Origin of the sequence: Limnospira sp. PMC 289.06, from assembly GCF_032350395.1 — a bacterium.
Taxonomy (GTDB): domain Bacteria; phylum Cyanobacteriota; class Cyanobacteriia; order Cyanobacteriales; family Microcoleaceae; genus Limnospira; species Limnospira platensis.
The window spans coordinates 1-14,082 of the sequence record NZ_JARPLC010000124.1 but is presented as its reverse complement, the minus strand read 5'-3'; the positions used below and the strand labels follow the sequence as shown (position 1 = coordinate 14,082).

The following is a 14,082-nucleotide window of genomic DNA, read 5'->3' as shown; positions in this document are numbered from 1 at the left end:
AAAGTGCTGTAATCCCTCCGGGGAATCCCCGTCGCTTTAGCGCGGGGAGTAGTCAAAGCACCCAATTAACAATTATCAACTTGCCACTCTTGGCGGTTTTCCGCTATAGGTTAAATAGTTCCCCCTGCTGAGTCGGAAGATGCAAGTAGGGGTGACTTCCCAGTTTAGTATGTTATTGGGTAATGAGTTATGGCCCCATCTAAGGGAAATTTTGATAGTAAATCCTCTCAGAAAAATCGGATTGCTTACTCAGAGTTTGGCAATTCTTCTAATTCCGAAGCCATGGAACCAGGAGTGCCGGACTTACCCCCCCAGCAGCAAAACTTAAAAGTGCAGGCAACTCGTAAGGGACGCGGTGGTAAAACAGTCACAGTTATCTCTGGCTTTCAAAGCAATGACCAGACCCTGAGTAAGTTATTAAAACAATTGAAAAATCAGTGTGGCACCGGGGGAACCATGAAAGACCAAACTCTGGAAATTCAGGGTGATCATACTGATAAATTGCTGCAAATACTGACTCAATTGGGATATAAAGCTAAAAAAAGCGGCGGATGATTACAATTCCAGTACATGAGACTTTTCAGCAAACTATCCAAGGAGAGGGTTATTGGGCGGGAACTCCTGTAGATTTTATTCGGTTGGCAGGGTGTCCGGTGGGCTGTCCTTGGTGTGATACCGGATATGCTGACGGGGGGAAGGGTTTACCCCGGAATGTGCGTAGTTTTGATCAACTTTTGGCGGAGTTGGTGTCGCCAAGGGTGGTAATTTCTGGGGGTGAACCGTTTATATATCCTCAGTTACCTGATTTGGTGAGGGTATTAGAAGACAGTGGGAGGCAGGTTTCTATTGAGACATCGGGCGCATTTTGGCAAGATGTTTCTGATCTGTGCTGGATAACTCTGAGTCCCAAGGAACATATCAGCCCCGGTTATCCGGTGGTGTCACCAATGTGGCGACGGGCTTCGGAAATTAAGTTGGTGATTGATGTGGGGGATGAGTTGGAGTTTTATGGATGCCGTTTGGCGGAAAATTCTACGATTCCGGTGTTTTTACAACCGCAGTGGACTGATATAGAGCGCACTTTGCCTTTGGTATTGGAAAAATTAAAACAGTTTCCAGGTTATCGGCTTTCCGTTCAGCTTCATAAGTATATTGGTGTGCAATAAGATTGATTGATATTTCTTGGCAAACTGTAGTTTAGATAACAGGTTCTTGATTGATTTTGATCAACAATAAATTAAGGGCTCTCGGGAGGTTTGTCATGCCGATCAAAAATTCTACTCCACCGACTACTCCATCCACTTGTCGCAATTGCCTCCACTATAAATCGGAGGGGCGACGAGGTGGTGTTTGCCAGTTATTCCATGGTTCAGTGCAAAGTAATTGGGAATCTTGCTCTCTGGCAAGTTTCCCTTTTATTTACTCTTGGGAAAAATTAGACACGGCTATTTCAGACCGGCGGGTAACTGTCAGTCGCTCTGCATAGCGATCGCGATCGCCTACTGTCTATATAACTAAGTAATTTTACCGAGTCTGTTTGCGTGAATAATATTTCATCACAGAAAAGACCACTCCGCAAAATGGGAGTGGTTGTTTTCAGTCAATTAATAATCGGTTACAAAATAACTAAGAGCGAAAGCGAGAAAATCGGGCTGCTGTATGTTTAGCCACCATCAACAGCAAATAAATGGTCAACACATAACCGGTGGCGAGTAAGGGAATCATTAACGGTAATTCGTGGTAGTTCATAGGTGGTGCGGCTAGTCTGTGTGTGAGAGAGGAGCATATATGGGAGTTTAACAGTCGCTACATATACATAGGGGCAGGTTTCCAACGGCAGGTTATAGCTGGGTTTCGATCGCTATCTAATAGGGGATATCACCAGGCACACCAACATCAACTAACCAGAGATTTGCAACTCCAGAAAGTTTCCCTAATACCTATGCCAAGTTACCAGACCTCTACAGCTAGTCCGCCGCCTAAATATAAGCCTAGACTGTGCTGATTGGTCTTGAACCCACCAAGCTGCCACACCATAATCTGATGCCAGCTCAGGAACTTCTAAAATCGCCCCTGGCTATCCCCTTTTCCGTGGATAACCTGTGCAACAACAGCCAGTTAATATTTGGCTGCCACACCTGTTGCCCTTAATGTGTAGAATTTTTTTAAACTCTTAATAATTAAGCTAACACAAAATTAACGAATTGTACCAATTATGAGAAAAATTTTTTTGGGGGACAATGGACAACGGATCATGGACAATAGGTAATCGGCGAGAGAGGAGAAGGGACAGGACAGAGGGCAGAGGGCAGAGATCATGTAGATGTGGGCCCCATCTGTGAATTACATCTGGTACGCCCTAAGATGAAGAAACCCGCCCTGTGGGGGTTTCACAATTAATTAGACGTGATGGAGGTGTGGTGAATATCAAAGTTGATGCTCAGGTGGGCTATAATCCTAGTTGAGAGTTTGGCGAGATGAGAGCCTTAGCTTAAAATCAAACTATAATATGTAAAATTTTGTTAATCATCCAGCCTGAGTTGGCAAACCCATGACCTCTCGCACTCTTCTATTTTCGACCGTTGAAGCAGACCTAAAACTGCTAACCGATAACCTGAAACAATTGGTGGGCGCTCGTCACCCGATCCTGTATGCAGCAGCAGAGCATTTATTTAGCGTACAGGGAAAACGGGTGCGTCCGGCGATCGTGCTGCTAATATCTAGGGCAACCATGCCCGATCATGAAATCATACCTAAGCACCGCCGTCTAGCTGAAATCACAGAAATGATCCATACTGCTAGTTTGGTTCATGATGATGTGGTGGATGAATCAGAACTGCGGCGGGGTGTCCCGACAGTTCACAGTTTGTTTAATAACCGGGTGGCGGTTTTAGCCGGAGACTTTCTATTTGCCCAGTCCTCCTGGTATTTAGCCAACCTGGACAACTTAGAGGTAGTTAAACTTCTGTCACAAGTGATCATGGATCTGGCGGAGGGAGAAATTCAACAGGGACTGAATCGATTTGATACTAGCTTGTCCATTGAAGCGTATCTCGAAAAGAGTTACTACAAGACAGCTTCTTTAATCGCTAATAGCTCTAAGGCGGCTGGTCTGTTAAGTGGAGTTTCAGCAGAACTAGCAGAAGATTTGTATAAATATGGTCGTAATATTGGCTTGGCGTTTCAAATTGTCGATGATATTTTAGACTTTACAGGTTCGACGGAATCTCTAGGTAAACCGGCTGCTTCGGATCTCAAAAGCGGAAACCTGACAGCCCCGACCCTGTTTGCTTTAGCAGAAAAGCCTTTTCTGGAAACTCTGATCGATCGCGAATTTGCTCAAGATGGGGACTTGGAACAGGCGATCGCCTTAATTCAAGAAAGTTCTGGGATTGATAAATCCCGAGAACTCGCCATCCACCACGCCCAGGTCGCCGTAGAACATATCAACCAGTTACCCCCTTCGGAGTCTCGTCAAGCTCTGGTGGAATTAGGGGACTATGTGGTGAGTAGAATATACTAATTGATTAGGTTCGGTGGGGGTGGCGAAATCTCCCCCATCAAGGATTTTGTGTCAATTTCCATGGTGACAATTGCCAGTTTTTGATACTTTGTCAAACTAAAACCTGGAGAGTTTGGGCTGCCTGATTCAGGTTTTCCAAACCGACTTGGGTTTGTTTAATTCCACTAGCAGTTTCCACTGCTGCATGATTAATAGAATTAGTAGCTGTGACAACTTGCTGAATAGCGATCGCCTGTTGTTGGGAAATTTGAGCAATTTTTTGATTACTGCTGACCACATTTTTAATGCCATCAGCCACTTCTACAAATACATGAGCAGTATTTTCGGTCATTTCCATACCCACCTTAGCGTTTTCTGTTCCTTTTTCTGCAGCTTCAATGGTAGATTTGAGGGAATTTTGAATCAGGCTAACTAAATTATCAATCTGTCTAGCTGATTTTTGGCTTTGGTCTGATAACTTACGAACCTCCACCGCCACCAAACCAAATCCTCGACCTGCTTCTCCTGCACGCACAGCTTCAACAGAGGCATTCAGAGCCAATATATTAGTCTGATTAGCTAAACTAGATACTACATTAGATACAGTGCTTATTTCCCCGGTATGCTGTCTCAAAACCTCAATTTGTTCTGAGATATTTGCCACATTATTATTTAATTCGACAATACTTGCCAAGTTTTGTTGAACTACTTTATTGCCATTTTCACTGATATCTAAAACCTGTTGAGCCCCGCCTAAAGCATGATCAGCATCCTCGGCTGACTGTTTAGCACCTTCACTAATTTGTTCAATAGCATTAGTGGTTTGATTAATAGAAACAGCTTGATGGCTCGCGAGTCTCTGTTGTTGTTCAGTAGCCACGGCAATTTCCGCTGAGGAGGTAGCAATAACCTGTGTAACTTGTTGAATAGGGCTCATGATAACACGAACTACAATAAAGCTAATTATCGAGCCACTGGTAATTACTAAAATAAAAGTACCCCAATTAATGATTGCCGCCCATTGTTTAATGAGTTGATAACCCTCATTTCGGTCACTCAATAATTTTTGTTCCTCGTCAATCATCCTATTAATTTCAAGGCGAATATTATCCATAATTTGTTTTCCGACACCCCCAACCAAGGCTAAAACTTGTTCGGATTCTCCGGCTCCGGCTAAGTTGATACCTTGTTCAAGTGACGCTAATTTTTGGTTGGTTAAGTTTTGAATATTGGTTAATCTCTGGGTTTGTATGGGATTAACTTGCAGCAATTGGGATAAATTTTCTAAATCACTCCGAATTTTTCTCTGGCTTGAATAATAGGGTTCTAAAAAGTTGGCATTTCCAGTAATAATAAATAGTCTTTGAGAATTTTCGGCATCCACTAAAGTTTTTTGAATATCCTGTAAATTTAGCTTAATCTCGTAGGTATGAACTACCAATTTAAATGATTGATCTTGATTTCTTTGTTGCCACTCTGACGCTAGGCTACTGATGCCGACTAATAGAAAAATTGCACCAAATCCTAAATAGATGACTCGATTAATTTTCATAATAAAAAGCTGCCAGATTTTGCAGAGAAAAATTTGACGGTGTGAGCAGTTATTGTGATGGATCCTGTCTCCTTCGTCCCACCTTAACCCTAGGCGGAAAGGGCAGATGCAAGGAACTGATTTAGGAAAAAGTTGGGGGGGGTTAATTAATAGTCGTTTTTATTATATAAAATCCCTAGGAATTTTGGCAATTAAGAAACAATTAAGAAACGGAGTTTTGGGGTTAAAGGGCAGGGGCAGAGGGTAGGGGCAGGGAGAAGGTAGGCAGAAGGGGGGACAGTCAACTGATTTAAGCAATATCTGGAGGGATAGGGCGAGATTTAGAGCGACGCAGAGACTGATATTGTTGTAGGTAAACTTGGATAGTATCCTGTACATCTTGACGTTTGACCTCGGTAGCGGCATCAAGATGACCAGGTTGATCAAAGAAAATAAAACTATCTAGTTGGGGAATAGCGATCGCCTGAAATAAAATGTGGATGACAGGAACCGGGACAGCGACAACAGAAGTGGAAATATCGATAGTAGAGTGAACGGAAGCATCATCTAAACTAGAAAAAGCATAAATAACTTGCTTTTGTAGATCCGGATTATCCACATTACCGAGAGTAGTTAATACCCAATTTTGGTCAACACTGGTCAAAACAAAATACTGTAGGTGTACTAATTGGGCGGCCAGTAATTTGAGACCGGGAGCGATCGCCTTAATAATGTCAGGAGTCGAACCATCCTGGGGGGCATTTTCAATCAAGGCTTGAATTTGTTGGTCTAAATCCATTGTTAAAGTTGAGTAGGTGCTGATTTTCGCGCTACATGATAACCGAGAAAACCCCAATTGATCAGATAGGTGACTAGAAAATTTCCAGTGTTGTGATCGTAACTAAACACGACCCGATTGGGAAACCCTCCGGAAACTCAGAGGCTTTACTGGAAAGCATAGGTTAGGGTCATTGTTACTAAATTATCATCATGGGGGAAATCTGCCAGAGCGATAGAATTTTTCAACGGTTGTCCGGTGAGCTAAAACAGGCTACCCAGGCATCTGAGCAGAACTGTCAGGATATCGCTTGGCGTTTAACAGAAGAAGCAATTCGGATCTGCACAGAAAGCCAGCGCATCCAAGCCTCGGGGGATGTGGAGACTTGGGCGATGACACTCGCACAGCATCGCTTACAACAATGTCTTCACTATTACCAACTGAGGTCAAAGCAGGCACCGTTGGAACTCCACAGCACTTTGAGTGCCATTGTTTATCGATATATCACACCGCGCCAAGCTCAATCAAGTTATCACGCGAGATTGGAACTAATTAGGGACTTTTTACAGGGGTTTTATGTTGAATCACTAAATGCGTTCCGTAAGGAAAACCAAGTTTCGGTAGATTATCGTCCCCAGACATTACTGGAACTAGCCGAATATCTAGCCTTTACGGAACGATATGGAAAACGACGTATTCCTCTAGCCAGGGGTCGTAGTCAACAACTCATCATTCTGCGATCGCAGACATTTTCTCAACAACAACCCAGAGAAGCGTTTGTTGATATCGAGCAAGCCGCAGAGGGAAGCAGACCGGACTGTGATCAAACCTGGAACGACTCATCTGTACAAGAGGTGCGAGCCGCGATGGTGGCTGAGTCGAACGAACCAGAACTAGAATCTCTACGACAAACGGTTGTAGAAGAGTTAATCAAATATCTTGAGGAACACAATCAAAAAGACTGCGCCGATTATTTCACGTTGCGAATGCAAGATTTGCCAACTCGAGAGATAGAGGCAATTTTGGGGCTAACCCCTCGCCAACGGGATTATCTTCAACAGCGATTTAAATATCATTTGTTGAGATTTGCGTTGGGTTATCGTTGGGAATTGGTGCATCAGTGGTTAGAAGTGGACTTAGATCGTAATCTAGGTTTACTCCCGCAGGAGTGGGATGATTTCCAGAATCAACTTAGCCAAGATCAAAAGGATTTGCTAAGGTTAAAGCAAAAGGGGCTATCTGATCATGCGATCGCCGAAAAGCTAGGTTGCAAGGCGACTCAAGCACAAAAGCGGTGGTTTAAAGTTTTAGAATTAGCCTGGGAGCTTAGAAATCGTTCAGTGTCCGGAGCGAGTGCATCTACTGATGAATAACGAAATAAATCCAGATCGTCAACTCTCCGAGTGCCATTTTTTCGATGGGTCTGAATCACAACCCCTTGAAACTGCTTCCTCAGCAGAGCAATTAGCAAATAGTTCTAGGGTCGAAGAACCAGGGTGGTCAGAAGCCGACCTACCCGACTATGAAGAGATTGACGTTTTCTACCCCAACGACGAACCAATTAAACTGGGAGAGATACCAACCGTGAAAGACAGATTTGAGAGCCTGTTAAAAAACAGGTTAAGAATTGAGATCCAACAAAAACCACCGCTATTCCCTTGGGAAACTGAACTCGGCGCTGATGCTATCTATCCAGACGTGATTAGCGATCCGATGGTTCCCAACCCTTCTTGGTGGACTGCTCAAAGGGAAAACCTGAAATGGTCTACTTTTTTACCAGAAACTGTTTTTGCTGCTCTTCTGACTCCTTGTCAGAAGGTTTTGCATTCAACCCGACAACAGGGAGCGAAACTGGTGGAAGCGGTGGAAAGTTTTTTCCCACAAGCCTCTGATTTGCTTAATGAATGGGCAGGTAGGCTGGTTTTGGGGGAAGTCCGTGATCCTGAGTTGAAGAAGCTACAACTCCCCGCCTATGAGGACGCTAGTCAACAACAGCAAATGGTTTTGCTGCTACTGGCGGCGCGAGAAATTATCGATACGCTGACGATAACTTGTTTTTTGAATAAGTCGGTAGCGCTTCAGCAGTGGGAAACTAGCTTAGGAGTTTTAACAGTACAAGCCGAATATCAGACCCGCGATTATGGTAATTGCTTAATGATTTTGGCTAACTTACCGGCGGGTGGATGTCTGCAATTGAAGGGAAATCATGGCGAAACCACGGCTAGACGTACCTCAGAGGGATATATGACCATGGAACTGGTAGATCCAGAGCCTAATCATATCTATCGCCTGAATGTATTGTTTTATGACTGCGAACAAAGTCCCCTCTGTTTTGCGATTTACCCTCGGATGATTAGTTAAATATTGATAGGTGAAGCTGATTTTTTTAGAAATATGGGTTACAGTAATCTGAGAGTGATTACCCAATTTTCAAATCCATGACAGCCGATATCCCTATCTTGAGCCAATTATGGCGACGGATCGAAGCAATACCTCAACCTGAGCCAGAAGACTCACTTCTGCTCCGCGTTTTCGTGCAGTTATTAGTGGTGGTTGGCATTATTGCCACTGATGTAGCGATCGAAGAGCCACTAAATCTATGGGCTATCCCTGTCAGTTTGGTGGGGGCGACCTGGAGTTGGTTTCGTCGTCGTCATCGTAATGTGCCCACTAAATTTTGTATTGCTATAGGAATGTTGGTAGCAATGGCGGTTTTTTTCAGTCGTCTAGTACTGGAGTTGATCGATACCAGAATTGTTTTGGCACAACTGTTAATTAATTTGCAGGTTCTCCATAGCTTTGATCTGCCACGACGCAAGGATCTAGGCTATTCCATGGTCATTGGGTTGATTTTACTTGGGGTGGCGGGTACTCTTAGCCAAACTTTGACTTTTGGGCCGGTGATTTTGGTGTTTTTGGCGATCTCTTTGCCGACTTTAATCTTAGATTATCGTTCCCGGTTGGGATTGGAGAAGTTGAAACCGTCGGAGGCTAGTTCTACAAAATTGAGGATTCCTCCTAACTTGAATTTCAAGTTTTTGGGGGTTAGCTTTCTGGCTATTGTGGCTTTGGGATTGGTGATTTTTGCGCTGCTTCCTCGGTTTCCTGGCTATCAACTGCGGAACTTTCCGATGAGTTCCCCTATTCAAATGCCACGAGGGGAATTTGATGGGCGACAAATTTTTAACCCTGGTTATACGGGAGATTCTGGAGATGGCACAGGGTCGGGAACTGGACAGAATCAGGAGTCGGGGGCGGGTATTTTAGATGAGGTTCAATATTATGGTTTTAATACTCGGATTAATCAGAATCTTAGGGGAAATTTAAGGCCGCAGGTTTTGCTGAGGGTACGATCGCAAGCGCGGGGATTTTTTCGGGTGATTGGCTTTGATAAGTACACGGGTCAGGGATGGGAAATTTCCCGTAATGAGCAAGCAGAAACTGTCCAACGCGCTTGGTGGTCCTATCTGTTTAATCTGTTTCAGCGACCGACACAGGCTAGGACTAGGGAGGTAATCCAAAGTTATACGGCGGTGATTCAATTACCTAATTTAATCCCGGCTTTAAAACAGGCTCAACAATTGTATTTCCCGACTGAGGAAATTGCCATAGACCCAGAGGGAACTTTGCGATCGCCTTTGATGTTGCGGGAGGGATTAACCTATACGGTGATTTCCAGAGTCCCCTATCGTAACCGCACCCAGTTAGGTCAAGCCTCCACAGACTACACACAAGCTATTCGTGATTACTATTTACAGGTTCCTGATGAAATTAGGGACAGGGTGCGGGAAAGAACCGAGGAGATTTTGGCGGCGCGGAATCAATCCAACCCTGAGCAACAAGCGTTAACATCTCCCTATGAAATATCCCTTTATTTGGCTCAATACTTAAAACAAAGTCCGGTTTATAAGCTACAAGAAGACCCGCCTTTTTTGAGACCTGATGAGGATTTGGTGGAGGCGTTTTTGTTTGGCTATGAAGATAGTCCAGAGGGAGAAATTATCAGAGGCGGTTATCCAGATCACTTTGCGACGGTATTAACAATTATGTTGCGTTCGATTGGCATTCCGGCGCGACTAACGGCAGGTTTTGATCCGGGTGAGTTTAACCCATTTACGGGGTTATATGTGATTAAAAATACTGATGCCCATGCGATGACTGAGGTTTATTTTCCTGACTATGGTTGGTTTGCTTTTAATCCGATTCCGGGAATGGATTTAATTCCGCCTTCTATTGAGGAAAATCAAACTTTTAGTGCCCTGAGAGCTTTTTGGAATTGGGTGGCGGGATGGTTGCCTTCTCCGGTAACAAATAGTTTGCAGAGGATATTAGCGACTATTTTCGCGGCGGTGGATATGGTTATCCGCTGGTTTATGGATCTGTTTACTAGGGGATGGGTTGGCTTGTTTACGGCTGCGATCGCTTTATCTGGTTTCGGGTTCGTAAGTTGGTTGCTGTGGGATGGATTGAAAAATTGGCGGGAGAGGCGACGCTTGGCTAAATTACCGCCGGAAGAAAGACTATATCAAAAACTGTTGGCATTGTTAGCCCAACGGGGTTATCCGAAACATCCGGCCCAAACTCCGGTAGAGTATGCAGAGGCGATCGCTAATCAATGTTCTATTGATGAAGCTGAGGCGATCTCAGAGGTTTGTCAAACTTATGTACATTGGCGATATGGACGCAGAAACACAAATTTAACTCAACTGCAACAGCTAGTTAAAAATTTGGAACAAGCCCAGAACTTCAAGGGATTTCGGCATCGATACAGACGCAGATAATTTAGAACCTATGGCTCTCTGTTGCGCCAATAACATATTGGTTTCTGCCATTGTTTTTGGCTTGGTAGAGGGCGCAGTCGGCCGTAAAAATTAGTTGAGTTGGTGATTGTTGTGGTGTGGGAATTTGGCTGGCAATTCCCATACTCATAGTCACCCGTTGAAAGTTAGCGGGAATTGCGCCGGGCTCCATATTTAACTCAAACACAGCTTCCTGTATTTGTTGGCTAATTTCTATGGCACCTTCTGTGGGTGTATTGGGTAATAAAATGACAAATTCTTCACCACCGTAACGGGCGACTAAATCCCTCGGTCGTTTCAGACATTTTTTTAAAGCATCAGCTACCTTTTCCAGACATTTATCCCCGGCAATGTGTCCGTAAGTGTCATTATAACACTTAAAATAATCGATGTCACACATAATTATTGATAGGGGTTGTTGTTCCCGTTGCAGTTGTAACCATTCATGCTGTAAAACGTGATCAAAATGGCGGCGGTTAGGAATTCCGGTCAGAGCATCAAGGTTGTAGACTTTCTCGAGTTCCTGATGGGCTATCTGAAGCTGATGATAGAGTTCGCCTTGTTGAATGGCGATCGCTAACTGTTCTGTTAGTTGTTTCAGCATCTCGATTTCTGCGGGTTTATAGTTGCTATCTTCTGAAGAAAAATAAGCGATAAGTAGTCCCCAAAGTTCGTCGTCTTCTAACCAAATGGGGAAGATTAAATGAGTCGGTCCTTGAAATTGTTGCCACATTTCCACAGAAGCATTAATTTGTCCGCTGCGACATAATTGGGCAATTTGCCAAATCATCTGGTCAATTTTTATGGTCATTACGGGATCTATGACACAAAAAAGTCGGTGATAGTCTCTACATAGTTCCTCGGAATGAGCAATGATTTTATGACTCCAATTTAACTGGAATTTACAGACTAAAACTATGTGATTTCCCAGAACTTTGGAGACTTCGACAACTGTAGTATTAAGGATATCCTGAAGATGGAGCGATCGCCTGATTCTATTGGTGACTTTTGATAAGATATCCTGTCTATCAGATTGCTTTTTCATGGCAATTTCTGCCTGTTTTAAGGAGGTTAAATCTCGGACAGTGACAATCACTTCCTTGACGGTGTTATCCGGTTGCAAAATAGGGGAATAGGTGGCTCCGATAAACCTGGGTTTTCCCGGAAAATTGAACCAGGCTTCGTAGCGGACTATTTCTCCTGCTAGACATCTATCAAAAAGAGGTTTAACTGTTTGATTAAAAATCTGTTTACCCAATACATTTTCGATGGTATTATTAATAATACAATCCTCAGATATTTTGGTTAAATTGGCGTATGTTTTATTAACAATTTGGTAGATGTAATCACGATTAATTAAGGCGATCGCTTCCGCTGTGGTGGCAACAATACCCTGAAATCGGCGCAGATTTTCTTCATATTTTTTGCGTTCACTAATATCAAAAACAATGCCATGCCAAATATTACCTTCTGGTGTTGACTGGGGTTGAGCATTACATTCTACCCACTTGATGCTGCCCGAATTAGTAATAACACGACCCTGCCAATACCAGGGTAAAAATTGCTCAAAAGATTGTTTCATTGAAGCACGCAAAGAGGGCAAATCATCTTCATGGATTAAGTTGATCAGAGAATTGATGTCCGCTAGAATCCTATTAGGTTCTAATTCAAAAATATCCAAACAGTGATGACTCACAAATTTAAAATGATGAGGCTTTTCGGAGTTGTGCGGACAGTAACTATAGACCATTCCCGGCATATTAGTTGCCAAGGCTTCAAACTTGGCTTGACTAAGTTTAAGGGAAGTTTCGGCTTGTTTGCGTGCGGTGACATCTCTGGAAATACAAAGGATAGATGTAATATTTTTGGCTTCGTTAATTTCTGGGACGATCGCCATTTCCAAATAACGCCAACCATTAACTGTCTCGGCTTCAAATTCAATCATCTGTTTTTCACCAGTTGTTAGTAACTGATTCGCCGCCGCCTCCCAACTATTAGCCATGGCTGCTGAGAAGGGAAAATCGCGGCAAGTTTTGCCAATCCAAGTATAGTTAGGAATTCCGGTTAATTGGCTTAAAATTGGACTTACATAAATATGTTTAAAATTGGTATCAAAGCGTTGAATAATATCCGGGGAATTTTCGACGAGGGTTTGATATTGTCTTTGGGAGTCTAGGAGGATGGCTTCTATTTGCTGTCTGTGGATGATTTCCTTTTGCAATTTATGGTTAATTTTTCGGGTTTCGTGAGCATAACGCCAAGAATACTGACCTAAATAGACGGTGAGTGCCATAGTCCAAACTATGATTAAACCGGCTGATAAAACTATGGTAGGCAGGGGAGATTTTCCCTGTTCAATCCAAAGGGGTTGAGGAGAAACTTGGACTGTCCAATCCGACCCATAGGCGCGGACTAGGGAGGTTTGTTGAAAGGGGGATTCTGATAAATCACCATTGCTATAAACCAAATACCCCCGGTCATATATTTGAGTCGTATATAAGGGAGATAGGGGCAAAATACCATCAAATAAAGCTGTAAATTCAAAGACTCCCACAATAAACCCATCATGGCGCTCATTCACAAATAGGGGAATAATTACTAGAAATCCCTCGCCTCCCTCAACTAATGAAATATGTTTACTCAGAATAATCTGATTGAGGTCTCTGGCTACTTGTAAACTAATTCGCTGACGATGTTCTTGGTTTAAATCCATATCCTGGACTTGTTCATTTCCCTCTAAAGGAACTATCCAACGGATGATAAAAGATGGATCTACCCAATGGATGACTTGATAGCCATGAGTATCCTCTAAATAGTTACTGACATCAGCTTCCCAAAATTCTCGGGGAGTGCCATTGCTGAGTTCCCAACGCTTGGCGAGACGGTTTAAGGATACAATACGGCTGGATAACTCTCGATTGAGGATAGATTGGATGTTGTTGGCTTCTTGCTGAACCAGTTGTGCCAAATGCCGTTGCTCTCGGATGTAGAGTTTTTGCCAAATGACCAGAATGGCGAGAGTGGCGATCGCACCAATGAATAAAGCTACCCAGTAGTCTTTAAATCGCCTTTTAATTAAGTGTAACCATCGATGTAAAAGGTCCAATGCCACTGACCCCCATATAACAAGAGTCTAAGTAGGGGTCGAGAGAGATGTCGCCATCTCCCCCTCCCATACAGAACCGTACTTGAGACTTTCACCTCATACGGCTCCTAATTTGACCGTCTCCTTGTTAAGAGTACAGCATCATCTCTTCATCAAGAGCTGTTTTATTGTCGTGACAATGGCGATGTAATAATTGAATATTCTTGTATTCATCCTTTCCGCCATGGCTTCTAGGTACAATGTGGTCTATTTCAATTAAATCTGATGGGGTAAAGTATTGCCCGCACCAGGTACATCTACCTTTTTGCTTTTTGAGTAGTTTTGCTACCCTATTTGGTGTATCGATTGCTTGTCCTTTCCTGGTTG

11 protein-coding genes are annotated in these 14,082 nt (G+C 43.3%); 6 read left to right on the top strand and 5 right to left on the bottom strand.

Annotated features, from left to right (window positions below; translation table 11 throughout):
* Positions 1 to 189 precede the first annotated feature (189 nt).
* Both P5674_RS19560 and P5674_RS19555 read left to right on the top strand, forming a co-directional pair.
* A complete protein-coding gene (locus tag P5674_RS19560; RefSeq protein ID WP_006618862.1) occupies positions 190 to 555 on the top strand; it encodes a translation initiation factor in 366 nt (121 codons plus the stop codon).
* Positions 552 to 1,166 (top strand): 7-carboxy-7-deazaguanine synthase QueE, encoded by a 615-nt coding sequence (locus P5674_RS19555; protein ID WP_006618861.1) that lies wholly within the window; start codon positions 552 to 554, stop codon positions 1,164 to 1,166. Before P5674_RS19560 ends, P5674_RS19555 begins: the two co-directional genes overlap by 4 nt.
* Positions 1,167 to 1,626: 460 nt before the next feature.
* On the opposite strand, the gene P5674_RS19550 is transcribed toward P5674_RS19555, so the two are convergent.
* A complete protein-coding gene (locus tag P5674_RS19550; protein ID WP_006625852.1) occupies positions 1,627 to 1,749 on the bottom strand; it encodes a hypothetical protein in 123 nt (40 codons plus the stop codon).
* Positions 1,750 to 2,551: 802 nt separating this feature from the next.
* Here P5674_RS19550 and sds point away from each other — a divergent pair.
* Entirely contained in the window at positions 2,552 to 3,523 is a 972-nt protein-coding gene (gene sds / locus P5674_RS19545) for a solanesyl diphosphate synthase (protein WP_006618860.1), read from the top strand.
* A 91-nt stretch (positions 3,524 to 3,614) separates the two neighbouring features.
* Here the strand turns inward: sds and P5674_RS19540 are convergent, their stop codons facing one another.
* Both P5674_RS19540 and P5674_RS19535 read right to left on the bottom strand, forming a co-directional pair.
* Entirely contained in the window at positions 3,615 to 5,054 is a 1,440-nt protein-coding gene (locus P5674_RS19540; RefSeq protein WP_006618859.1) for a CHASE3 domain-containing protein, read from the bottom strand.
* 289 nt (positions 5,055 to 5,343) lie between these two features.
* Entirely contained in the window at positions 5,344 to 5,832 is a 489-nt protein-coding gene (locus tag P5674_RS19535) for a hypothetical protein (protein WP_006618858.1), read from the bottom strand.
* Positions 5,833 to 6,023: 191 nt separating this feature from the next.
* On the opposite strand from P5674_RS19535, the gene hetZ reads away from it, so the two are divergent.
* The 3 genes from hetZ to P5674_RS19520 all read left to right on the top strand — a co-directional run bounded on the left by hetZ (position 6,024) and on the right by P5674_RS19520 (position 10,592).
* The gene (hetZ, locus tag P5674_RS19530) at positions 6,024 to 7,184 is read left to right on the top strand and encodes a heterocyst differentiation protein HetZ (protein ID WP_006618857.1); all 1,161 of its coding nucleotides are present in this window, start codon (positions 6,024 to 6,026) and stop codon (positions 7,182 to 7,184) included.
* Positions 7,177 to 8,172: a hypothetical protein gene (locus tag P5674_RS19525; protein ID WP_006618856.1), complete on the top strand. Its 996-nt coding sequence runs from the start codon at positions 7,177 to 7,179 to the stop codon at positions 8,170 to 8,172. The genes hetZ and P5674_RS19525 overlap by 8 nt, the downstream gene beginning before the upstream one ends.
* A gap of 77 nt (positions 8,173 to 8,249) precedes the next feature.
* The gene (locus P5674_RS19520) at positions 8,250 to 10,592 is read left to right on the top strand and encodes a transglutaminase TgpA family protein (RefSeq protein ID WP_006618855.1); all 2,343 of its coding nucleotides are present in this window, start codon (positions 8,250 to 8,252) and stop codon (positions 10,590 to 10,592) included.
* A 1-nt stretch (position 10,593) separates the two neighbouring features.
* Here the strand turns inward: P5674_RS19520 and P5674_RS19515 are convergent, their stop codons facing one another.
* Both P5674_RS19515 and P5674_RS19510 read right to left on the bottom strand, forming a co-directional pair.
* Positions 10,594 to 13,722, bottom strand: a complete 3,129-nt coding sequence (locus P5674_RS19515; RefSeq protein WP_006618854.1) for a diguanylate cyclase domain-containing protein — start codon at positions 13,720 to 13,722, stop codon at positions 10,594 to 10,596.
* A gap of 121 nt (positions 13,723 to 13,843) precedes the next feature.
* A partial coding sequence (locus P5674_RS19510; protein ID WP_315642929.1) for an HNH endonuclease signature motif containing protein occupies positions 13,844 to 14,082 on the bottom strand: 239 nt, incomplete at its 5' end.